Origin of the sequence: Roseomonas aeriglobus, from assembly GCA_016937575.1 — a bacterium.
Classification (GTDB): domain Bacteria; phylum Pseudomonadota; class Alphaproteobacteria; order Sphingomonadales; family Sphingomonadaceae; genus Sphingomonas; species Sphingomonas aerigloba.
The window spans coordinates 981,431-1,004,724 of the sequence record JAFHKN010000002.1; the positions used below are offsets into that span (position 1 = coordinate 981,431).

A 23,294-nucleotide genomic window follows, 5' to 3' on the forward strand; every position below is an offset into this window, starting at 1 on the left:
GTGATGCGCGTGACGGTTGAGCCCGCGCGCATCACCCGCTATCGCGCGCTTCAGAGAAGGACGGATACAAGCGATGGCCGAATTCACCCTGCCGAAGAACAGCAAGATCACGGGCAAGGGCCGCGTGCACAAGGCGCCGGCCGGGGCGACCCGCGTGAAATCGTTCAAAATCTATCGCTACGACCCGGATTCGGGGGAAAACCCCCGCTATGACACGTTCGAGATCGACCTCGACGATTGCGGTCCGATGGTCCTCGACGCGCTCATCAAGATCAAGGCGGAACAGGACCCGTCGCTGACCTTCCGCCGCTCGTGCCGCGAGGGCATCTGCGGGTCCTGCTCGATGAATCTCGGGGGCAAGAACGGTCTGGCCTGCACGACCGCGATCGAGGATATCTCGGGCGAAGTGCGCATCACGCCCTTGCCGGCGATGGACGTCATCAAGGACCTGGTCCCGGACTTCACCCACTTCTACGCGCAATATGCCTCGATCAAGCCGTGGCTGCAGACCGTCACCCCGGCACCGGCTGGCAAGGAGCGGCTCCAGTCGCCCGAACAGCGCGAGAAGCTCGACGGGCTGTACGAGTGCATTCTGTGCGCCTGCTGCTCGACCAGCTGCCCCAGCTATTGGTGGAACAGCGACAAGTTCCTGGGCCCCGCGATCCTGCTCCAGGCCTATCGCTGGCTGGCCGACAGCCGCGACGAGATGACCGGCGAGCGCCTCGACGCGCTTGAGGATCCGTTCCGCCTCTATCGCTGCCACACGATCATGAACTGCGCGAATGCCTGCCCGAAGGGCCTCAGCCCGGCGAAGGCGATCGCGGAGATCAAGAAGATGGAAGCCGAGCGGATCCTCTGATCCGTTCGATCTGTCACCTGCGGTGCTCCGGCGCAGGCCGGAGCGCTGGCGATCACAGCCTCGCGCCGGCCAACGCTCCGGCCTTCGCCGGAGCACGGTGATGCCCAACGTCCTCGCCCGCTACGAAGCGCTGGTCGCCAGCGGCGAACTTCGTCCCGACCCTGCGCAAAAGGACGCCGCCAGCCGCCTTGCCGCGCTGGCGACGGCGCTTGAGACGCAGGAGAAGCCCGGCCTGATCGGCCGCCTGTTCGGTCGTGCGCCGGAGCCCCTGCGCGGTATCTACATGTGGGGCGGGGTCGGGCGCGGCAAGTCGATGCTGATGGACCTGTTCCACAGCTGCCTGAAGATCGAGCAGAAACGCCGCGTTCATTTCCACGAATTCATGGCGGAGGTTCACGACCGCCTGCGCCGCGAGCGCGAGAAGGAGGCGGGCGACCCGATTCCGCCCGTCGCCGCCGCGTTGGCCGAAGATGTCCGCGTGCTGGCGTTCGACGAGCTGGTCGTCACCAACATGGCGGATGCGGCGATCCTGTCGCGGCTCTTCATCGGGCTGTTCGACCGCGGCGTGACGATCGTCGCGACCTCGAACCGCGTGCCGGGCGATCTCTACAAGAATGGCCTCAATCGCCACCTCTTCCTGCCATTCATCGCGCTGATCGAACAGAAGATGGACGTGATCGCGCTGAACGGCCCGACCGATTATCGGCTCGATCGGCTCGGCAACGGGGAAACGTGGCACGTCCCGACCGGCGATGCGGCGACGCAGGCCGTCACGGATGCGTTCTTTCGCTTGACCGATTTCGACCCCGCCGATCGCGCGAACGTGCCGAGCGAGGACTTGGCCATCCCCGGCGGACGCGTGCTGCATGTACCCAAGAGCCTGAAGGGCGTCGGGGTGTTCAGCTTCAAGCGCCTGTGCGGCGAGCCGCGCGGGGTGCCCGACTATCTCGCCATCGCGCGGCATTTCCACACCGTCATCATCGTCGGCATTCCGCGTATGGGACCGGAGAACCGCAACGAAGCGGCGCGCTTCGTGACCCTGATCGATGCGCTGTACGAGCATAAGGTGAAGCTGCTCGCGACCGCCGATGCTCAGCCGGATGACCTGTACATCGCAGGCGACGGGGCGTTCGAGTTCGAGCGGACGGCGAGCCGGCTCATGGAAATGCGTTCGGCCGATTATCTCGCGCTGGGCCATGGGGCAGAATAAGAGAAGCTCTGTTCAGAGAAGGCGCGAAGGCGCGAAGAGCTTTGGCTTTGGTGCGGAGTACGCCCCTTTCCACCGTCATTTCCGCGAAAGCAGGATTCAGTAGTCGCTGGTCGCGGTGAGACGGCCGACGGTCAGCTAGAAGGAATTCCTGCCCTCGCGGGAGTGACGAACGGACGGGTGGCGCGTCGGCCACAACCTTCTCTTGGTGCCTCCACATCCTCTCCGAACCACGTACCTTTCGCTTTATCGCTACTGCGAACGGTTATCAGTAAAACTCCTTAACCCTTCCGTTTTACGGGTTGCCGCAGGCGCGGGATGGGCCTATGGCCCCGTCCGACTTTCGCGCGTCTGCAGGTTGTGAATTTCGGGCGCGCCCGATCCTCAATGTTCGCGAAGGGAGAGACGGTTTTGGCTCGCAAGAAGATCGCGCTGATCGGCGCCGGCAATATCGGCGGCACGCTCGCGCACCTGGCCGCCCTGAAGGGTCTGGGCGATATCGTGCTGTTCGACGTCGTCGAAGGCGTGCCGCAGGGCAAGGCGCTCGACCTGTCGCAGTGCGGCCCGGTCGAAGGTTTCGATGCCAAGATCATCGGATCAAACGATTACAAGGACATCGCGGGCGCTGATGTCATCATCGTGACGGCGGGTGTCGCGCGCAAGCCGGGCATGAGCCGCGACGATTTGCTCGGCATCAACCTGAAGGTGATGAAGGCGGTCGGCGAGGGCATCGCCGAGCACGCCCCCGACGCGTTCGTCATCTGCATCACCAACCCGCTCGACGCGATGGTCTGGGCGCTGCGCGAATTCTCCGGCCTGCCGCACCAGAAGGTCGTCGGCATGGCCGGCGTTCTCGACTCGGCGCGCTTCAGCCACTTCCTCGCCGAGGAATTCGGTACCTCGGTGAAGGACATCAACACCTTCGTGCTCGGCGGCCACGGCGACACGATGGTCCCGGTCCTCGAATATTCGACCGTCAGCGGTATTCCGGTCACCGACCTGATCGAAATGGGCTTCTCCACCAAGGAGCGCGTCGACGAGATCGTGAAGCGCACCCGCGGCGGCGGCGGCGAGATCGTCGCGCTGCTGAAGACCGGCTCGGCCTATTATGCGCCCGCCACCAGCGGCATCGCGATGGCGGAAGCCTATCTCTACGACCAGAAGCGCATCCTGCCGGCGGCCGCCCACCTGACCGGCCAGTACGGCGTCGATGACCTGTACGTTGGCGTGCCGGTGGTGATCGGCAAGGACGGCGTCGAGAAGGTCGTCGAGGTCAAGCTGTCTGACGAGGCGAAGGCCAACCTCCAGGTCTCGGTCGACGCGGTCAAGGAACTGTTGGTCGCCTGCAAGGGGATTGATGGCAGCCTGAACTGACCTCCACCCCGGCGAAGGCCGGGGTTCAGTGGCGGAGGCCGTGCGATGGATGATCAGGCCTGCGTTTACATTATGTCGAGTTCGAGAAACGGCACGCTGTATCTCGGCTCGACGGTGAACCTGTCGAAGCGCGTCTGGGAACATCGCAACGGCGTCGTCGATGGGTTCACAAAGAGATACGGCTGCAAGCGTCTCGTATGGTACGAGTTTGCAGGTAGCTGGGACGCCGCACGGCAGCGCGAGCTGCAAATGAAGGAGTGGAAGCGCGCCTGGAAGGTGCGAGAAATCGAAGGGCTAAATCCCGATTGGGACGACCTCTACGATCGTATCGCCCAACCATGATCGTTTTCCCCACTGGACCCCGGCCTGCGCCGGGGTGGTAAGGATTGAGAGCGAATGAGCATCCTCGTCAACAAGAACACCAAGGTCATCACCCAGGGCATGACCGGGGAGACCGGCAGCTTCCACACCAAGGCGGCGCTGGATTACGGCACGCAGATGGTGGGCGGCGTCACGCCGGGTAAGGGCGGTACCGAGCATCTGGGGCTCCCGGTGTTCAACACCGTTGCCGAAGCGGTGACCAAGACCGGCGCCGATGCCAGCGTCATCTACGTGCCGCCGCCCTTCGCTGCGGATTCGATTCTAGAAGCGATCGACGCCGAAGTGCCGCTGATCGTCTGCATCACCGAGGGCATTCCGGTGCTCGACATGGTAAAGGTGAAGCGAGCGCTGTCAGGCAGCAAGTCGCGCCTGATCGGTCCGAACTGCCCGGGCGTGCTGACGCCGGGCGAATGCAAGATCGGCATCATGCCGGGCAGCATCTTCTCGAAGGGTTCGGTCGGCGTCGTGTCGCGCTCGGGCACGCTAACCTATGAAGCGGTGTTCCAGACGACCAACGCTGGCCTCGGCCAGACCACTGCGGTCGGCATCGGCGGCGATCCGGTCAACGGCACCAACTTCATCGACGTGCTGGAGCTGTTCCTGGCCGACGACGCGACCGAATCCATCATCATGATCGGCGAAATCGGCGGCGACGCCGAGGAGCAGGCCGCGCAGTTCCTGATCGACGAGGCCAAGCGCGGCCGCAAGAAGCCGATGGCCGGCTTCATTGCGGGCCGCACGGCGCCTCCGGGCCGTCGCATGGGCCACGCCGGCGCCATCGTGTCGGGCGGCAAGGGCGACGCCGAAAGCAAGATCGCGGCGATGGAAGCTGCCGGCATCAAGGTCGCGGATTCGCCCAGCCTGCTGGGCGAGACGCTGGTCTCGGTGTTGAGCAAGTAAACCTTCTCCAGAGGGAGAAGGATACCGCAGCTTGCGAGCTTGCTCGCTAGCGGAGGTTGGATGAGGGGATCGTGCGCTTGATAGCGGGATACCCTCACCCAGCTACGACTAAGGCCTTTCAGGCCTAAGTCTGCGCAACCCTCTCCCACGGGGAGAGGGGAAGTGAGGACGTGGTTATGGGCTACGAAGGCCAGGATTTCTCGGATATCGCCGGCGGCGTTTCGCCGGCGTTCGTCGACACGCTCTATGCGAAGTACAAGAGCGACCCGTCGGGCCTCGAACCCGGTTGGCGTGACTTCTTCGAAGGGCTGGAGGGCGCCGCGACGGGGCCGTCGTGGGCCAAGACGAACTGGCCGCTGTCGGAGACGGATGCGCTCACCGCCGGGCTCGACCCGACGCAAATGGAGCCCGCGCCCAAGCCCGCGAAGCCCGGTGCAAAGCCCGCGCCCGCCGCCGCCCCGGCCGCCTCGCCTGATGCCATCCGCGCCGCGGCCGATGCGTCGATCCGCGCGATGACGCTGATCCGCACCTACCGCGTCCGCGGTCACCTGGCAGCGAACCTCGATCCGCTGGGCCTGTCGACCCGCGAGCTGCCGGACGATCTGAAGACCGAATATCACGGCTTCACCGACGACCAGATCGACACGCCGGTGTATCTCGGCGGCGTGCTCGGCCTGCAGACCGCGACGATCCGCGAGCTCGTCGATATCCTTCGCAAGAACTACTGCGGCAATGTCGGACTGGAATATATGCACATCGCGGACGTGGAGGAGCGCAAGTTCCTGCAGGACCGGATGGAGGGCCGCGACAAGGCGATTCAGTTCACGCCCGACGGCAAGAAGGCGATCCTCAGCAAGGTGATCCATGCCGAGGGGTACGAGAAGTTCCTCGGAAAGAAATACGTCGGCACCAAGCGTTTCGGCCTGGACGGCGGCGAGAGCATGATCCCGGCGCTGGAAAGCGTCATCAAATACGGCGGCCAGCAGGGCGTCCGCGAGATCGTTTATGGCATGGCTCACCGTGGCCGCCTGAACGTCCTCGCCAACGTGATGGCCAAGCCCTACCGCGCGATCTTCCACGAATTCTCGGGCGGCTCGTCCAATCCTGAGGACGTCGGCGGTTCGGGCGACGTGAAGTACCACCTCGGCACCTCGACCGACCGCGAGTTCGACGGGATCAAGGTCCATATGTCGCTGGTCGCCAACCCGTCGCACCTCGAGGCGGCGGACCCGGTCGTGCTGGGCAAGACCCGCGCGATCCAGACGCTGGCCAACGACCTCAATGAACACAAGGCGTCGCTGCCGGTGCTGATCCACGGCGACGCGGCGTTCGCGGGCCAGGGGATCGTCTGGGAATGCCTCGGCTTCTCGGGGATTCGCGGTTACAACACCGGCGGTTGCGTCCACTTCATCATCAACAACCAGGTCGGCTTCACCACCAGCCCGCAGTTCGCGCGTAGCTCGCCGTACCCGTCGGACGTGGCGAAGGGCGTCCAGGCGCCGATCTTCCACGTCAATGGCGACGATCCCGAAGCCGTGACCTTCGCCACCAAGATGGCGATCGAGTTCCGCCAGACCTTCCACCGCGATGTCGTTATCGACATGTGGTGCTATCGCCGCTTCGGCCACAACGAAGGCGACGAACCATCGTTCACCCAGCCGCTGATGTACGCCAAGATCAAGCAGCACCCCGGTGTCAGCAAGATCTACGGCGATCGGCTGATGGCGGAAGGCGTCGTCGACCAGGCGTGGATCGACGAACAGTGGAAGCAGTTCGACACGCTGATGGAAGGCGAGTTCGAGGCCGGTGCCTCGTACAAGCCGAACAAGGCGGACTGGTTCGCCGGCCGCTGGTCGGGCCTGCATGCGCCCGCCGACGGCGAAAGCAGCCGCCGCAACGTCGAGACGGGCATCGACAAGAAGCTGTTCGACAGCCTCGGCCGCACGCTGACGACGGTTCCGGACAGCATCCAGATCCACAAGACGCTGTCGCGCGTGCTCGACGCCAAGCGGAACATGTTCGCCAGCGGTGAGAATTTCGACTGGGCGACCGGCGAAGCGCTCGCGTTCGGCTCGCTGATGTCGGAAGGCTATGGCGTCCGCCTGTCGGGGCAGGATTCGGGCCGCGGCACGTTCAGCCAGCGTCACGCGGTGTGGGTCGACCAGACCGATGAGCATAAATATGTGCCGCTGACGACGCTGCCCCATGGCCGCTTCGAAGTGCTCGATTCGCCGCTCAGCGAATATGGCGTGCTCGGCTTCGAATATGGCTTCGCGCTTGCCGACCCGAAGACGCTCGTGCTGTGGGAGGCGCAGTTCGGCGATTTCGTGAACGGCGCGCAGATCATGATCGACCAGTTCATCACGAGCGGTGAGTCGAAGTGGCTCCGCGCCAACGGCCTCGTGATGCTGCTGCCGCATGGTTATGAGGGGCAGGGGCCGGAGCATAGCTCGGCGCGTCCGGAACGCTTCCTCCAGGCCTGTGCGCAGGACAATATCCAGGTCGCCAACTGCACTACGCCGGCGAACTATTTCCACCTGCTGCGCCGGCAGATGCACCGGACGTTCCGCAAGCCGCTGGTCATCATGACGCCGAAGTCGCTGCTGCGGCACAAACTCGCAGTAAGCAAGGCGGAGGACTTCCTGGGCGACAGCCACTTCCGCCGCATCCTGTCGGACCCGAAGGCGCCGTCGGACGCCAATACAAAGCGCCTCGTCCTTTGCACCGGCAAGGTCAGCTACGACCTGATGGAGGCACGCGACGCCGCGGGCGATACGGATACGCAGATCGTCCGCATCGAACAGCTCTATCCCTTCCCGGGCGAGCCGCTGGCCGAGCGCATCCGCAACATGCCGAACCTCGAAGAGATCATCTGGGCGCAGGAAGAGCCGAAGAACAACGGTTACTGGTTCTTCGTCGAGCCGCTGATCGAGGAAGCGCTGGCCGACGCCGGCTGCCGTATCCGCCGCGCGCGCTACGCCGGCCGTGCGGCCTCCGCCTCGCCGGCAACGGGCCTGATGAAGCGGCACCAGCTCGAACAGGCGGCGCTCGTCGCCGACGCGCTGGGCCACAATGTTCGCGAGGAAATCCGCCGCGCGCAGAAGAGTGAAGACCCCAAGACGACCGGGAAGGCTGGATCGTAAGCTAAGCTGATCCTGTGCCCTGGCGAAGGCCGGGGTCCAGGTTCGTGATGTTGAGTTGGATAGCGATACGGTTCACTTCGACCCGATCGCAACTGGGCCCCGGCCTTCGCCGGGGAACAAGAGGGCTGAAAAGAATGTCGACCGAAATCAAAGTCCCCGTCCTGGGCGAATCGATCACCGAAGCGACGCTGGGGGAATGGCTGAAGCAGCCGGGTGACCCCGTCGCCGCCGACGAGCCCATCGCGAGCCTGGAAACCGACAAGGTCTCCGTCGAAGTCCCCGCCCCGGTCGCCGGCGTGATGGGTCAGTACGGGGTGCAGGTCGGCGACACCGTCGCCGTCGGCGCGACGATCGGCGTGATCGAGGCGGGTGACGGTGCGGCCGCCAAGCCCGCCGCCGCCGCTCCGGCGCCCACGCCCGCCCCGACCGAAGCTGCCGGCCAGCAGGCCCCGGCCAGCGGTGGTGGCGACGCGCCGGCTGCGCTCAGCCCGTCGGTTCGCCGCGCGGTGCTGGAAACCGGCGTCGATCCCGCGACGATCAAGGGCACCGGCAAGGACGGCCGCCTGACCAAAGACGATGTGCTGGCGGCCAAGTCGGCGCCGGCCCCGCAGGCTGCGGCTCCCGCCGCCGCCCCGGCGCAGGCCGCAACGGGCGAGCGTCGCGAAGAGCGCGTCAAGATGACCCGCTTGCGCCAGACGATCGCCAAGCGTCTGAAGGAAGCACAGAATACCGCCGCCATGCTCACGACGTTCAACGACGTCGACATGACCGCGGTGATCGAGGCACGCGCCAAGTACAAGGACCTGTTCGAAAAGAAGCACGGCGTCCGCCTGGGCTTCATGGGCTTCTTCGTGAAGGCCGCGACGATGGCGCTAAAGGACATTCCCGCCGTCAACGCCAGCATCGAAGGCGATGAGATCGTTTACCACGACTATGCCGACATCTCGGTCGCGGTCAGTGCGCCACAGGGCCTGGTCGTTCCGGTTATCCGCGACGCGCAAAACCTGTCGGTCGCCGGGATCGAAAAGACCATCGGCGACTTCGGGAAGCGCGCCAAGGACGGCACGCTGAAGATGGACGAGATGAAGGGCGGTACCTTCACCATCTCGAACGGCGGCGTGTTCGGTTCGCTGATGTCGACCCCGATCATCAACCCGCCGCAGTCGGCGGTGCTCGGCCTTCACCGCATCGAGGACCGCCCGGTGGTCCGTGACGGTCAGGTCGTGGTGCGCCCGATGATGTATCTCGCGCTCAGCTACGATCACCGCCTGATCGACGGCCGCGAGGCGGTGACCTTCCTCGTCGCGCTGAAGAACGCGATCGAGGACCCGACGCGGATTCTGATCGACCTGTAAGCGCAGGACCAAAGTACCCACATCCGTTCGTGCTGAGCTTGTCGAAGCACCGTTCTTCTTCGTCGAACGGATCGAAAAGAAGTACAGCCCCTCGAAGGGCCCCATCAAAATATCACTTTGATGGGTACCCGCGACAAGCTCAGGGCGAACGGAGTGAGTTTCATGGCTGAATACGACTACGACGTCCTCGTGATCGGCGCTGGCCCCGGTGGCTATGTCGCCGCAATCCGTGCGGCACAGCTGGGGCTGAAGACGGCGTGCGCGGAAAGCCGCGAGACGCTGGGTGGCACCTGTCTCAACGTCGGCTGCATTCCGTCGAAGGCGATGCTGCATGCGTCCGAGTTGTTCGATCATGCCGCCAACGGCACGATGGCGAAGCTGGGCATCAAGGTTCAGCCTGAGCTCGACCTGGAAACGATGCATGGCCAGCGCCGCGATGCGGTGAAGCAGCTGACGGGCGGCATCGAGTTCCTGTTCAAGAAGAACAAGGTGACCTGGCTGAAGGGCAAGGCGGCGTTCAAGGACGCGCACAGCGTCGACGTCGCCGGCCAGACGGTAACCGCCAAGAACATCGTCATCGCGACCGGTTCCTCGGTCACCCCGCTGCCGGGCGTCGAGATCGATCAAAAGGTCATCGTCGATTCGACCGGCGCACTGGAGCTGGCGAAGGTCCCGAACCACATGGTCGTCATCGGCGGCGGTGTGATCGGGTTGGAGCTGGGTTCGGTGTGGCGGCGCCTGGGTGCCAAGGTCACCTGCGTCGAATTCCTCGACCAGATCCTGCCCGGCTTCGACGGCGAAATCCGCAAGGAAGCCAACAAGATCTTCAAGAAGCAGGGGATCGAGTTCAAGCTGTCGACCAAGGTCACCGGCATCCAGAATAACGGCGACAGCGCGACGCTGACGCTGGAGCCTGCCCAGGGCGGTGAAGCGACGACGCTCGACGCCGATGTCGTGCTGGTGTCGATCGGCCGTCGCCCGAACACCGACGGGCTGAACCTGGAAGCGGCGGGTCTGTCGACCAACCAGCGCGGCCAGATCGAAATCGATCACGACTTCCGCACCAAGACCGACGGTGTCTGGGCGATCGGTGACGTCGTGCCGGGCCCGATGCTCGCGCACAAGGCCGAGGACGAAGGCATTGCGGTCGCCGAGAACATCGCCGGCCAGACGGGCATCGTGAACCACGACATCATTCCGAGCGTCGTCTACACTTGGCCCGAGATCGCCGGCGTCGGCCTGACCGAAGAACAGGCCAAGGAAAAGGGCGAGGTCAAGGTCGGCAAGTTCCCGATGATGGCTAACAGCCGCGCCAAGACCAACCACGAGCCGGACGGTTTCGTGAAGGTCATCTCGGACGCCAAGACCGACCGCGTGCTCGGCGCGTGGGTGATCGCGGTCCCCGGCGGCACCATGATCGCGCAGATCGCGCAAGCGATGGAATTCGGCGCGACCAGCGAGGATATCGCCTACACCTGCCACGCCCACCCGACCCATTCGGAAGCGATCAAGGAAGCCGCGATGGCGGTGCAGGGCAAGCCCATCCACATCTGATCGTCCCCGCGCCGCAGCGAGGGCTGCGGCGCGGGTCGTTCATCGACGTCTGCGGCGTGACGGTCGTCTACCGCGTCGCACAGGTATCCGTCGGCCCCGCCGCGAGATCGAGACACCGCCCGTCGACCTCACCGGGCTTCAGCGGCAGGCCGACCAGCGCGGCCAGTGTCGGCGCGATGTCGACCGTTTCCACCGCCAAGGGCTGCTCATAGCCCGCGATACCCTTGCGCCAGAACAGGATCGGCACGCGGCGGTCGTAGTTCCAAAAGCTGCCGTGCGTCGCGACATAGCCCTTGGTCGGATCGGGAATCGGCGTCACGAAGCGCTTCAGCACGACGACGAAGTCGCCCGAACGCTGGGCGTTATAGCTGACACGCGCACGTTCCAGCAGGCTCCATTCGTCGGGCGGGGTCGTCGGCAGAGGCGTCGCCGCGATCTGCGCGGCGGTGAAGACCGTTTCGACCTGCGGATGCGCCTTCGCTATCCTCACCGCTTCGGCAAGCACGCGGTCGTGGTCGGCCTTCGACAGCTTCGGGTCGATCCAGACATCGCCGATCGAGCCGCCCCACAGCAGCTGGCCCTGTAGCCCCAGCTTCGCCGCGATCTGCTCCCCAATTTTCTTCGGCGTGAAATTCGGGTCAAGCCGCTGCGCCGACGGCACGGCGTCTTCGCGGTGACGCTCCGGCAGATCGAGCCCGCCATGGTCCGCGGTTAGCGCGACGACGTAGTCGACACCGGTGCGGTCGAGCGTCGCGAAGAAATCGCCCAGATCACGATCGAGCGAAGCGAGGTTCAGGCACATCTCGGTGCCGCCGGTGCCATAGGTATGGCCGACATAATCGGTCGCCGACGCGCCGACGGTGATGATGTCGGTCGACGGGCCCTGGCCGAGCTTCATGTCCTGGATCAGTCCCGCGGCCAGTGCGAGCGTTGCGCCGTCGAAGGCGGGGTTGGCACGCCATGCGCGGCCGGCTTCACCCGGCTTGCGCTCGAACCGGCCGGTGCCGACCGTCTTGCCGCCGCCGATCGACACCGCATGGTCGCGCGACCGGCAATAGTCGGGCAATTGCAGCGCGGGCTGGCCTGCCGCGATCATCCTGCCGACTGCGGTGTTGGCGCGGGTGACGGCGCCGGGTTCGCGGCGGCCGGCGTAGCTGACATAGGCGTTCCTGTCGCCGTCCCACCACCAGATCTCGTCGAGATTGTGCCCGCCGGTCATCACCGCCGCGCGGTCCTTGCCCGCGACCGACACCGCACGGACCGCCGGGTTCGCCGCCTTCATCCGTTCGCCGAGCGTCGGCACCAGCAGATGCTTGTCCGACACGGTGTACTTGTTCGAATTCGAACCCGGTACGCTCTCGTCCTCCGCGCAATAGATCGTCTTGTCCTCGCGCGCGGCCTTCAGGTCGGTCCAGTCGTTGGCGATGATGCCGGTGCGGCCCGGGCGCACGCCGGTGGTGATCGTCGAATGGCCGGGGCAGGTTTCCGTCGCGGCATGGCTCTGGTAGCCTGCCGGAAAGACGACCCCGTCCTGCAAGCGTGCAAGGCCGCCGGTGAAGTAGCGGCGGTATTCGTTGAAGACGTCGCCGGAAAACTGGTCGACCGAAATGACGACGACCAGCTTCGGCGCGGTCTTGGGCATGCCGACGGTGGCCGGTGCGGAAACGGGGGCGTCTTGCGCGATACCGGGTACGGCAGCGCCAAGAAAACTTAGGGGCATGGCCAGGAGGGCGAGGGGGGCAAGCTTCACGACGGCGCTCCGATCGGGCAAGGATGATTGCACCCCTCGCTATTCCAGCGGCGCGGGGGCGGCAAGGGAAGCGCATGCGGTTCGTTCTTTTCGTCCTGATGACAGTGTTCACGGCTTGCGCCGTTTCCGCGCAGACGCCGGGCGAACGGCATATCGCGATCGATCTGGTCGCCGAGTCACCGACCCCGCGTGCGGGTGGCGAAGTGACGCTCGCCTTCGCTTCGACGCCGCAGCCGGGCTGGCACGGATATTGGAAAAATCCCGGCGACGCGGGTGTCGAGACATCGGCGACGTGGACGCTTCCCGCTGGCGTCACGGCGGGGGCGATCGAATACCCGGTGCCGCATCGGCTGCTGATCGCCGGGCTGATGAACTACGTCTATGAAGGCCCCTTCGCGCAGTTCGTGCGGCTGAAGCTGCCGGCCGGCCTGGCTGCCGGCACGGTCCTGCCGATCAAGGTGAAGCTCGACTATCTGGTCTGCACCAACGAAATCTGCGTCCCCGAAAGTGCGGAATTGGCGACGCAGCTGACGGTCGGCGACGGTGCGGTGGATCCGGCGACGCGTGCGCGCTTCGATGGCTGGCGCCGCGCAATGCCCAAGCCCTTGGGCAGCCCAGCGACCTATGCAGTGGAGGGCGGCAAGTTTCGTCTCGCGGTGCCCTATCCGGCCACGTCGCCTGCAACCGACGCCTATTTCTTCCCGCTGACCGATGGCGTCGTCGATTACGGCAAGCCGCAGACGGTGACGCGCGACGGCGACACCCTGGTCGTCGAAACGGTAGCCAAGGCCGGGCGGCCCGCGACGCTGGATGGCGTCCTCGCTGTCGGCGACGGGCAGGGTTTCCGACTGACCGCCGCGCCCGGTGCCATTGCTGCGAGCGGTGGGGGCGGGGGGACCGCGACGACGCTGCTGATCGCGCTGGGCGGGGCGATCCTCGGCGGGTTGCTGCTCAATATCATGCCGTGCGTCTTCCCGATTCTGAGCCTGAAGGCGCTGAGCCTCGCCAAGTCCGGCGGAGAGGGCGCGAAGGGGGAGGCGCTGGCCTATACCGCGGGCGTCGTGCTGATGTGCCTGGCGCTCGGCGGCGTGCTGCTGGCGCTTCGAGCCGGTGGCATGGCGGTCGGCTGGGCGTTTCAGCTGACCGATCCGCGCGTCATCCTGGTCCTGCTGCTGCTGGTCACCGCGATCGCGTTCAACCTGGCCGGGCTGTTCGAGCTGTCGGCGCCAGGCGCGGTCAACCGCATGGCGGCGGGCGGCGGCTCCGGGAACTTTTGGGGCGGGGCGTTCGGCACCGGCGCGCTTGCCGCCTTCGTCGCGACGCCGTGCACCGGGCCGTTCATGGGCGCGGCGATGGGAACGGCGTTGATCCTGCCATGGTGGGGTGCTTTGGCGGTATTCGGCGGTCTTGGGCTCGGCCTTGCGCTGCCGTTCCTGGCGCTGGGGTTTGTCCCTGCATTGCGCCGCAAGCTACCCAAGCCCGGCGCGTGGATGGAGACGTTCCGCCACATCCTGAGCGTGCCGATGTTCCTCACCGCCCTCGCGCTCGCCTGGGTACTGGGCAAACAGGCCGGGGTCGACGGCATGACACTGGGCCTTGCTGCCGCGCTGCTGTTCGCGGCTGGCCTGTGGTGGACGGGGGCGCGGCAGGCGAAAGGACGCACACGCGCCTGGGTGCCGGGTGTCCTCGCGGGGCTGGTCGCGCTTGGCGCGGTCGCCGTCGTGACGCGAGCTCCAGCCGAGGCTGCGGCCAAGGTCGCGGGCGCGGAGCCGTTCACCGAAAGCCGCCTCGCTGCGCTGCAGGCAGAGGGCAAGCCGGTCTTCGCCTATTTCACCGCCGACTGGTGCGTGACGTGCAAGGTGAACGAGAAAGCGGTGATCGAGACGGCAACGGTGCAGGACGCGCTGCGCAAGGGCGAGGTGGCCGTGCTCGTCGGCGATTGGACGGACGGCGATCCGGCGCTCGGCCGCTTCATCGAACGCCACAACCGGGCGGGTGTGCCGCTCTATCTGTGGTTCCCACGTGGCAGTTCGCAGCCCGAAGTCTTGCCGCAGGTTCTGACACAAGCCATGGTGACGACTCGCGCCGGGGGGTGACGAAGGAGAGAGACGATGCTTCGATCGATGATCCTTACAGGCCTGGTGCTCGCGGCACCTGCCGTGGCGCAGCAGACCACCGGCGCGCCGGCCGGCAACTTCAAGCTTACCGACATGACGGGCAAGACCGTCAGCCTGTCCGACTATCGCGGCAAGACCGTGGTGATCGAATGGAACAACCCCGGCTGCCCCTTCGTCAAGAAACACTATGACAGCGGCAACATGCAGAAGACCCAGGCCGCCGCAAAGGCGGGCGGGGCGGTGTGGCTGACCGTCAATTCGGGCGCGCCGGGCAAGCAAGGGCATATGACGGGTGCCGAGGCGCAAGGCTTCGTGACGTCGGCGAAGGCCGTGCCGACGGCGTATCTGCTCGACCCCAAGGGCGTCGTCGGCAAGGGCTATGGCGCGAAAACGACGCCGCATATCTACATCGTCGATCCCGCCGGCAAGCTCGTCTACCAGGGCGGGATCGACGACAAGCCGACCGCCAACGCCGCCGATATCGCGGGCGCGCGCAATCACGTGCTGGCGGCGCTGGGCGAGATGAAGGCCGGCAAGCCCGTGTCGATGCCCGAGACGCGGCCCTATGGCTGTTCGGTCAAGTACGCCGACTGATGCGCACGTTGCTGATCCCCGCCGTCGCCCTGGTGGCGGCGGCGCCGGCAATCGCCGCCGATCCGGTAGAGCGCGCGATCGACGCTGTCATGGCGGAGAGCGTCGCCGGCTGGAACGCCGGCGACGTCGATCGGTTCATGCGCGTCTATTCGACGGCGCCCACCGCCAGCTTCGTCACCAGTCGCGGCCTGCTGCGGGGCAAGGCGGCGATGATCGACAGCTACCGCAAGAATTATGACTTTTCGGACTCGGCTAAGCGAGGCACGCTGAGGATCGATCGCCTCGACTTCCGCCGCTTGGGTCCGGCGAGCGCGCTGTACATCGGTCGTTTCACGCTGACCTATCCCGGCGGCAGGACCGAGAGCGGCTACACCAGCCTGGTGCTGGCAAAGGAAGCCGACGGCTGGAAGATCATCGCCGATCACAGCAGCTAGCGGGCGGCGGGGCTGCCGTTTCGCACGCCGACATTTTCTCTTGTGCAGCGCAAAACGGCAAGGCAGCATGCAACTTATGACGGCTTCGAAACTTTAGCTCTGCGATGATATCGGGGGGCGCGTTCGACGAGATTTGGGGACAGGGCGGCCCGGGCGCGGCACGACCGGAATTCGCGGCACTCGCCCGTTGGCTTCATGAAACACCGCACGCCGAGTTCGATCGCCGGCTCGAAGCGGCGGAGGTCACTTTTCGCCAACTCGGCATCACCTTCGCCGTTTACGGTGACGTCGATGCCGGTGAACGCATCATTCCGTTCGACATCGTGCCGCGGGTGTTCACCGCGCCCGAATGGGATCGGCTGAGCGAAGGCCTGATCCAACGCGTCGAAGCGATCAATGCGTTTCTGACCGATATCTATGGCGCGCAGGAAATCGTGAAAGCGGGCGTGCTTCCGCCCGAACTCATTTTCCAGAACCCGCAGTTCCGCCCCGAAATCGCGGGCATTCGGCCGCCCCACGACGTCTGGGCCCATATCTGCGGCATCGATTGTGTCCGGACCGGACCGGACGAATTCTTCGTGCTCGAAGACAATGCGCGCACGCCGTCCGGCGTGTCGTACATGCTCGAAAATCGCGAGGCGATGATCCGGCTGTGTCCAGAGTTGTTCCGCGAATTCCGTGTCGCAGCGGTCGACAGCTATCCCGACATGCTGCTCGCGACGATGCGTTCGGTTGCGCCGCGCGGAGCGGGGCAGAGTCCGGTGTGCGTCGTGCTGACGCCGGGCCATTACAACTCGGCTTATTACGAACACAGCTTCCTCGCCGATTCGATGGGCGTCGAACTGGTCGAGGCGGCCGATCTGCTGGTCGACGATGACATCGTCTGGATGCGGACGATCGGCGGGCGGGTGAAGGTCGATGTGATCTACCGCCGGATCGACGACGATTATCTCGACCCTCTAGTGTTCAAACCCGATTCACTGCTCGGCGTGCCGGGCCTGATCGCGGCCTATCGCGCGGGCAATGTCGCGATCATCAACGCACCCGGTAACGGCATCGCCGACGACAAGGCGATCTATAGCTACATGCCCGAAATCGTTCGTTTCTATTCGGGGCAGGACGCCAAACTGCCGAACGTCCAGACCTTCCGCTGTCGCGAGCCCGATGCGCTGCGCTACGTGCTCGACCACCTCGACGAACTGGTCGTGAAGCTGGTCGACGGATCGGGCGGTTACGGCATGCTCGTCGGCCCGACCGCGTCGAAGGCAGAAATCGAAGCGTTCCGCACCGCACTGATGGCCGCGCCCGAACGCTATATCGCGCAGCCGACGCTGGCGCTGTCGACCGTCCCGACCGTCACGGCCCAGGGACTCGCCCCGCGCCACGTCGATTTCCGGCCCTTCGTGTTGACCGGCAGCGATGGGGTAAAGGTCGTCCCCGGCGGCCTGACCCGCGTGGCGCTGAAGGAAGGCTCGCTGGTGGTGAATTCCAGCCAGGGCGGGGGGACGAAGGACAGTTTCGTCCTGATGCGGGATGCTTCGCGGCAGCAGAGCCAAAGCCAGAGCCAGTCGCAGGGGACGGGCAAGTGAGCGCGGCCCGCTACAAATTCCTCCCCGAGCTTGTCTCGGGGAGGGGGACCAGCCGCAGGCTGGTGGAGGGGCTTGGGCCGTTCAAGCGAGGGAAGGGCTTGCCCCTCCACCACGCGCTGAGCGCGCGGTCCCCCTCCCCGAGACAAGCTCGGGGAGGAATTGCGGCATGATGCTCTCCCGCACCGCATCGTCGCTCTACTGGCTCGGCCGCTACGTCGAACGGGCCGACTTCGCCGCGCGCCTCGTCGAAGCCACCATCCGTCTCGACGCGCTCTCCCCCCGCCCGGCCGGCGAAGCCGCCTGGCATTCGGCCCTGCGCGTCACCTATTCGGACGACGCCTTCGCCGCATCGAACGTCGGCTTCACCGCGAGCCCGGTCGCGCGTTTCCTGACCGTCGACACCTCCAACCCCGGGTCGATCGCCGCCTGCCTCGATATGGCCCGCAACAATGCGAAGGCGGTGCGGACGGCGCTGACCCGCGATGCGTGGACCGCGATCAACCGCGCCTGGCTGATCTTCAACGGCCGCGGCCGCCCGGCCTCGCGCATGGAGCCGCTGGCGCTGGTCGAGGCGGTCAAGGCGGAAACGCGCGGGTTCGAAGGCGCCATCCACTGGATGATGCGCAACCAGGCGACCTGGTTCATCCGCCTGGGCGCCGCGATCGAGCGGGCGGACAACACCGCGCGGCTGCTCGACGTGAAATATCATCTGCTGCTGCCCGAAGGGGAAACGGTCTACGGCGTCGTCGATCGCGACCAGTGGACGACGTTGCTTCAGACCGTGTCGGCCGTCACCGCCTATCGCTGGTTGTACGACGAAGGGCTGAAACCGCATCTGGTCATCGACCTGCTGACGACCCGGTTCGAACTGCCGCGCAGCCTTGCGGGGTGTGTGGAGGAGACGGTCGAAGTGCTGACGCTGCTCGGCAAGCGCACCGGTTTGCAGGGGGAGGCCGACCGGATGGCGCGGGCCCGGCTGTCGGCGATGCAGCGCACCCGTTCGCACGATGTCATCGTCAGTGGGCTGCACCAATATCTGACCGCCTTCATTCGCGAGAACGAGCTCCTCCACATGGCGATCGCCAAACAGTTTCGGTTCGGCTGATGCGCGTCTCGGTCGATCATCGCACCCGGTATCGCTTCACCAGCCCGCAGGACCGGCTGATCCAGATGCTGCGGTTGACCCCGCAGGATTCGGCGGATCAGACGGTCGTGAACTGGCACATCGGGGTCGATTGCGACGCGCGTCTGCGCGATGCGCGCGACGGTTTCGGCAACCGCGTGACGATGCTCTATGCCGAAGGGCCGATCGAGGGGATCGAGATCACCGTTTCGGGCGAAGTGTTGACGGCCGGTGACGCGGGACTGGTCCGCGGCGTCGTCGAGCCGCTGCCGCCTGCGCTGTTCCTGCGGATGACCGATCGCACCGGGCTGTCGCACGGCATGCGTGAATTCGCTGCGGCCATCGACGGGGCCGACGGCGATCGCATCGCGCGGCTTCACGCCCTCAACGGGGCGCTCCATGCGCGCTTCGCGGTGCAGGAGGAGGCGAGCGACGCCGGCCTGACCGCCGAAGCCGCCTTTCAGAGCGATCACGCTGCACCGCGCGATTTCGCGCATATGTTCATCGCCTTGCTTCGCGGCGAAGGCGTGCCGGCGCGCTATGTCTCCGGCTATCACACCCGCGATGACGGCGAAGGGCACGCCCCGCACGCCTGGGCGGAGGCGCATGTCGACGATCTCGGCTGGATCGCCTTCGATCCGTCGCGCGGGCTTTCGGCGGATGCCAGCTACATCCGCGTCGCGGTCGCGCTCGATTCCGGCGGGGCGGCGCCGGTTGCGGGGATGCGGATGGGACGGGGCGCCGAGCGGCTCGACGTCGATGTCCAGGTCGAGGCGCTGGCGGGGGACGCCTGACGACCTCTCGCCCCCCCCGGTTGCGGGCGGGCGTGAGGAGATGAACGGGGCCAGGCTTCGATCGAACCAACGCTGGACGTGCCGAAGCACTCGCGCCCCGAGGCACGCCCCTAGACACCCTCACCGCCAATACGGGGGCTTTAGAAGCCCCTACGCAAAGGCCCGGACGCGCGGGGCGTGGAGCGGCGCCTCGTCCGCATCGGGATCGAAGGCGGCCCAGCCGTCCGGGCCCAGCACCTCGATCGGGCGGTAGCGCGTCTTGTACGCCATGCGCTGCGAACCCTTCACCCAATAGCCGAGATAGACATAGCCCAGGCCCGCGGCATGTGCCCGCAGGATGTGGTCCATGATGATGTAGTTGCCCAGACCCGGGCGGGTCTCGTCCTCGGTATCGAAGAAGCTGTAGATCATCGACAGACCGTCGGCCTGCTGGTCGGTAATGCAGGCGCCGACCAGCCGCCCGCGCTTTCCGTCGATCGTCGGTTCGCGATATTCGACGACGAAACTGTTGACCGGGCTCTGCTCGACCATGTCGGAATAGTCGCCTTCGTCCATCAGCGTCATGCCGCCGCCGGGATGGCGCGCGCGCAGATAGCCGCGTAGCAGCTGGAACTGCTCGTCGGTCGCCCAGGGACGGCAGGCGTGGACTTCCAGATCGCTGTGCCGCGCGATCAGTTTGCGCTGGGTCTTGTTCGGCCGGAATTCGGCCGCGACGACGCGGACCGAAACGCAAGCCGAACAGCCGACGCACGACGGACGATAGGCAACCGACTGGCTGCGACGAAACCCGATGCGACCCAACGCGTCGTTCAATTCGCCGGCATGCTGGCCGTTCAGCTCGGTAAAGACCTTCCGCTCCTCGCGACCGGGCAGATACGGGCACGGCGACGGGCTCGTCACGAAGAACCGGGGATAGCGGAACGGTGCCGTCACGTCGTCGTCGAACCTTTCGCCACGCTGCCCCCTGCAAGCGCGTCAGGCCGGTATATGAAGCGCAAAAATCGTGATGAAAAGGCGATTTACCACGAAAGAGCGTTAACGGCGCGATCGGCATCGCGGCTCGCGACGGCACGCCGACGGGGATAATGCCGGATGGCCGACCATGGCGGAAGAGTGACCCGGTTCGCTTCGTCGCACGAAGGACTCGTCCCGACTCATTCGGCGCGGCGACGGGTCGGCGCGTGGAAATCGGGTGCCTTGTCGGCGATCCAGCGCAGGAAGCGGGCGATGTCCTCCCGTGCCCGAAGCGCATCAAGCGTGGGATAAAGACGGGCGAGATCGGCGTTCGACGCGCTCGCATGGATGATGCGGTGGCAAATCGGATGGACGGGCACCGTCTCCCGCCCACCCTCGCTCTTGGGCACGACATGGTGCCATTCGACACGCCGGCCGAGCGGGCGGCCGCACAGCGCACAGACTTCGGGGGGCGCGGTGTCCCGCCGCGCCTCGGCTTGCGCGAGCCCGGCCTTGCGCCTGACCCGCCCGACCATCAGTCCTTGGCCTTCATCGCCTCGATAATCTTCTTCACCTCCTGGCTGCGCCCCTTGGGCAGGATCAGCACATCGCTGCCGCTGGCGACGACGATCAGGTCCTCGACCCCGACCAGTGCGACGCGAACGCCATCGGCGCGGACGAAGCAGTTGCGCGTATCGACCGCGATCACTTCGCCGGCATGGGTATTGCCGCCTGCGTCATTGTCGGTGATCGCGTCCAGCGCATCCCAGCTGCCGAGATCGCTCCACCCCATCGCGACGGGCACGACCGCCACGCGGTTCGCCTTTTCCATCACGGCATAGTCGATCGAGTCGGAGGGCGAGGCGGCAAAGGCGTCGGCGTCCGGCCAGATGCGCAGCCCGTCGCGGCGGGCCTTGTCCATCGACGCCTGCGCCGCGACGACCATCTCCGGCGCTTCCCGGCCGAGCACTTCGAGATAGCGGTCGGCGCGAAACAGGAAGATGCCGCCGTTCCAGGCATGACCGCCTTCGTCGAGCATCGCCTGCGCCGCGGGCAGGGGTGGCTTTTCGATGAAGCGGTCGACGCGGTGGACGCGGTCTGCCAGTTGCTCGCCGACCTTGATCCAGCCATAGCCCGTCTCGGGCGCATCGGGCGTGATGCCGAAGGTAACGAGCCATCCGTCCTCGACCATCGGCAGCGCCGCGGCGATCGCGGCGTGGAAAGCGGGAACGTCGGTGATGACATGATCGGACGGCATGACGAGCAGGGGCTGATCGCCCGCGCCCGCAGCGATGGCAGCGAGCGCGATGGCGGGCGCGGTGTTGCGTCCCGTCGGCTCCAGGATCACGGCTGCCGGTCCGACGCCGATCGCGTTTAGCTGCGCCTCCACCTCGTCGGCGTGTGCGGCGTTGCCGACGATGATCGGTGCGGCGTAGCCGGCCTCGCCCGGCGTTCGACGCGCGGTCAGCTGCAGCATCGTCTCGTCCGACGTCAGCGCGAGAAACTGCTTGGGCCGCTCCGTCCGCGACATAGGCCACAGCCGGGTGCCGGATCCGCCGGACAGGATAACGGGCACGATCGACGGCGCGGCTGACATGGTCGCTGGAAACTCCCTGCTTAATTTATGCTGTAGACATAGTTGCCCAAGCGTAACAACGCGCGATGCGCCTGAGATTTCCGTGCGTTCAGAAAATCTTCGCCATTTTGCGCGACATGAGGGGCGTGTCGGTACGCTTTACACCCTATCTCGCTGGAGCGGTGGCCCCATGATCCGCCTGTTCAAGCATTATGTGCCCAACGCCGTGCTGCTGCTGGGCCTGCTCGACGTCATCCTGCTAATGATCGCGGCAGAGGGCGGCTGGGCGATCCGTGCCGGCCAGATCGGCATGGCGATCGAGCCGATCCACACGCGGTTGCCGCAACTCGCGACCTATGCCGTGGCGATCGAGATCGCCCTGGTCGGCGTCGGCGTCTATTCCGCGGAATCTCTGCAATCGATCCGTTTCGCCGCGGTTCGGCTGATCGTCGGCATTGCGCTCGGCGTATTGGCGTTGTCGGCGGTGTTCTTCATCTTTCCGGCTCTCAGCCTGTGGCGGTCGAACCTGATTTACGCGATGGCGATCACCATCGTCGGCCTGCTGCTGCTGCGCCTGCTGCTCGGCAAGACGCTCGGCAGCCAGGCCTTCAAGCGTCGCGTCGTCGTGCTCGGCGCGGGCCCGCGGGCGGAGCGATTGCGCCAGCTGTCGCGGCGTCCGGGCGCGGGCTTCGCGGTGGTCGGCTATGTGTCGATGAGCGAGACCAATCGCGTGATCCCCGAAGCGATCGCGCGCGATGCGATCTATAATCTCGCCGACCATGTCGTCCTGCTCAACGCCAGCGAAGTCGTCCTCGCGCTGGAGGAGCGGCGCAATTCGCTGCCGCTGAAGGATCTGCTGCGGATCAAGACGACCGGCGTCCACGTCAACGACACCTCGACCTTCCTCGAGCGCGAGACGGGGCGTGTCGACCTCGACAGCGTCAATCCGTCGTGGCTGATCTTCTCCGACGGCTTTTCGTCGGGGCGGATGCTGTCGGGCGTATTCAAGCGGCTGTTCGATATCGCCGCCAGCCTGATCCTGCTGGTGCTGACCCTGCCGCTGGTGCTGGCGACGGCGCTCGCCATCAAGCTGGAGAGCAAGGGACCGGCCTTCTACCGGCAGCGCCGCGTGGGTCTGTACGGCGAGACGTTTGATTGCATAAAGCTGCGCTCGATGCGCACTGACGCCGAGGTCGCGGGCGTGGCTGTCTGGGCCGAGAAGGACGACCCGCGCATCACCCGCATCGGCCGCATCATTCGCAAGCTGCGGATCGACGAGCTGCCGCAATGCTGGTCGGTGCTGAAGGGCGAGATGAGCTTCGTCGGCCCGCGTCCCGAACGACCGCAGTTCGTCGAGGATCTTGAGACGAAGCTGCCTTATTATGCCGAGCGGCACATGGTGAAGCCGGGCATCACCGGCTGGGCGCAGATCAACTATCCCTATGGCGCCTCGATCGAGGACAGCCGGCAGAAGCTGGAATACGACCTCTATTACGCCAAGAATTATTCGCCGTTTCTCGACCTGCTGATCCTGTTGCAGACCATGCGCGTCATTCTGTGGCCGGCGGGCGCGCGCTGAGTATCGGCGTA

At 65.8% G+C, this 23,294-nt stretch carries 19 protein-coding genes; 15 read left to right on the forward strand and 4 right to left on the reverse strand.

What is annotated here, in order from left to right; genetic code table 11:
* The first annotated feature begins 73 nt into the window (after positions 1-73).
* From JW805_05150 to lpdA, 8 genes are all read left to right on the forward strand, one after another.
* Positions 74-859: a succinate dehydrogenase iron-sulfur subunit gene (locus tag JW805_05150; protein ID MBN2971403.1), complete on the forward strand. Its 786-nt coding sequence runs from the start codon at positions 74-76 to the stop codon at positions 857-859.
* Positions 860-959: 100 nt separating this feature from the next.
* Positions 960-2,069: an AFG1 family ATPase gene (locus JW805_05155; GenBank protein ID MBN2971404.1), complete on the forward strand. Its 1,110-nt coding sequence runs from the start codon at positions 960-962 to the stop codon at positions 2,067-2,069.
* Positions 2,070-2,477: 408 nt separating this feature from the next.
* Positions 2,478-3,440: a malate dehydrogenase gene (gene mdh, locus JW805_05160; protein ID MBN2971405.1), complete on the forward strand. Its 963-nt coding sequence runs from the start codon at positions 2,478-2,480 to the stop codon at positions 3,438-3,440.
* A gap of 45 nt (positions 3,441-3,485) precedes the next feature.
* The gene (locus tag JW805_05165; GenBank protein ID MBN2971406.1) at positions 3,486-3,782 is read left to right on the forward strand and encodes a GIY-YIG nuclease family protein; all 297 of its coding nucleotides are present in this window, start codon (positions 3,486-3,488) and stop codon (positions 3,780-3,782) included.
* A 54-nt stretch (positions 3,783-3,836) separates the two neighbouring features.
* Positions 3,837-4,721 (forward strand): succinate--CoA ligase subunit alpha, encoded by an 885-nt coding sequence (gene sucD, locus JW805_05170; protein ID MBN2971407.1) that lies wholly within the window; start codon positions 3,837-3,839, stop codon positions 4,719-4,721.
* 176 nt (positions 4,722-4,897) lie between these two features.
* Positions 4,898-7,864 carry a 2-oxoglutarate dehydrogenase E1 component gene (locus JW805_05175; GenBank protein ID MBN2971408.1) on the forward strand — a complete coding sequence of 989 codons (2,967 nt, stop codon included), beginning with the start codon at positions 4,898-4,900 and terminating at the stop codon, positions 7,862-7,864.
* 134 nt (positions 7,865-7,998) lie between these two features.
* Positions 7,999-9,219, forward strand: a complete 1,221-nt coding sequence (gene odhB / locus JW805_05180) for a 2-oxoglutarate dehydrogenase complex dihydrolipoyllysine-residue succinyltransferase (protein ID MBN2971409.1) — start codon at positions 7,999-8,001, stop codon at positions 9,217-9,219.
* Positions 9,220-9,381: 162 nt separating this feature from the next.
* Positions 9,382-10,773: a dihydrolipoyl dehydrogenase gene (lpdA, locus tag JW805_05185; protein ID MBN2971410.1), complete on the forward strand. Its 1,392-nt coding sequence runs from the start codon at positions 9,382-9,384 to the stop codon at positions 10,771-10,773.
* Between the two features lie 67 nt (positions 10,774-10,840).
* Here the strand turns inward: lpdA and JW805_05190 are convergent, their stop codons facing one another.
* Positions 10,841-12,523: an alkaline phosphatase family protein gene (locus JW805_05190; protein MBN2971411.1), complete on the reverse strand. Its 1,683-nt coding sequence runs from the start codon at positions 12,521-12,523 to the stop codon at positions 10,841-10,843.
* Positions 12,524-12,597: 74 nt separating this feature from the next.
* Between JW805_05190 and JW805_05195 the strand changes: the two genes are divergently transcribed.
* The 6 genes from JW805_05195 to JW805_05220 all read left to right on the forward strand — a co-directional run bounded on the left by JW805_05195 (position 12,598) and on the right by JW805_05220 (position 19,174).
* Positions 12,598-14,619: a thioredoxin family protein gene (locus JW805_05195; protein MBN2971412.1), complete on the forward strand. Its 2,022-nt coding sequence runs from the start codon at positions 12,598-12,600 to the stop codon at positions 14,617-14,619.
* Positions 14,620-14,646: 27 nt separating this feature from the next.
* A complete protein-coding gene (locus JW805_05200) occupies positions 14,647-15,234 on the forward strand; it encodes a thioredoxin family protein (GenBank protein ID MBN2971413.1) in 588 nt (195 codons plus the stop codon).
* Complete coding sequence (locus JW805_05205) at positions 15,234-15,668, forward strand: SgcJ/EcaC family oxidoreductase (protein ID MBN2971414.1); 435 nt, start codon at positions 15,234-15,236, stop codon at positions 15,666-15,668. The genes JW805_05200 and JW805_05205 overlap by 1 nt, the downstream gene beginning before the upstream one ends.
* Before the next feature lie 104 nt (positions 15,669-15,772).
* Positions 15,773-17,257, forward strand: coding sequence for a circularly permuted type 2 ATP-grasp protein (locus JW805_05210; GenBank protein MBN2971415.1), 1,485 nt, complete (start codon positions 15,773-15,775; stop codon positions 17,255-17,257).
* A 166-nt stretch (positions 17,258-17,423) separates the two neighbouring features.
* Positions 17,424-18,362: an alpha-E domain-containing protein gene (locus tag JW805_05215; protein MBN2971416.1), complete on the forward strand. Its 939-nt coding sequence runs from the start codon at positions 17,424-17,426 to the stop codon at positions 18,360-18,362.
* Positions 18,362-19,174 (forward strand): transglutaminase family protein, encoded by an 813-nt coding sequence (locus tag JW805_05220; GenBank protein ID MBN2971417.1) that lies wholly within the window; start codon positions 18,362-18,364, stop codon positions 19,172-19,174. The genes JW805_05215 and JW805_05220 overlap by 1 nt, the downstream gene beginning before the upstream one ends.
* A 150-nt stretch (positions 19,175-19,324) precedes the next feature.
* On the opposite strand, the gene JW805_05225 is transcribed toward JW805_05220, so the two are convergent.
* The 3 genes from JW805_05225 to JW805_05235 all read right to left on the reverse strand — a co-directional run bounded on the left by JW805_05225 (position 19,325) and on the right by JW805_05235 (position 21,725).
* On the reverse strand, positions 19,325-20,107 hold the full coding sequence (locus JW805_05225) for an arginyltransferase (GenBank protein ID MBN2971418.1): 783 nt from the start codon (positions 20,105-20,107) through the stop codon (positions 19,325-19,327).
* 221 nt (positions 20,108-20,328) lie between these two features.
* A complete protein-coding gene (locus tag JW805_05230) occupies positions 20,329-20,583 on the reverse strand; it encodes an HNH endonuclease (GenBank protein MBN2971419.1) in 255 nt (84 codons plus the stop codon).
* A gap of 80 nt (positions 20,584-20,663) precedes the next feature.
* On the reverse strand, positions 20,664-21,725 hold the full coding sequence (locus tag JW805_05235; GenBank protein ID MBN2971420.1) for a mannose-1-phosphate guanylyltransferase/mannose-6-phosphate isomerase: 1,062 nt from the start codon (positions 21,723-21,725) through the stop codon (positions 20,664-20,666).
* Between the two features lie 169 nt (positions 21,726-21,894).
* Between JW805_05235 and JW805_05240 the strand changes: the two genes are divergently transcribed.
* Positions 21,895-23,283 carry a TIGR03013 family PEP-CTERM/XrtA system glycosyltransferase gene (locus JW805_05240; protein MBN2971421.1) on the forward strand — a complete coding sequence of 463 codons (1,389 nt, stop codon included), beginning with the start codon at positions 21,895-21,897 and terminating at the stop codon, positions 23,281-23,283.
* Positions 23,284-23,294 lie beyond the last annotated feature (11 nt).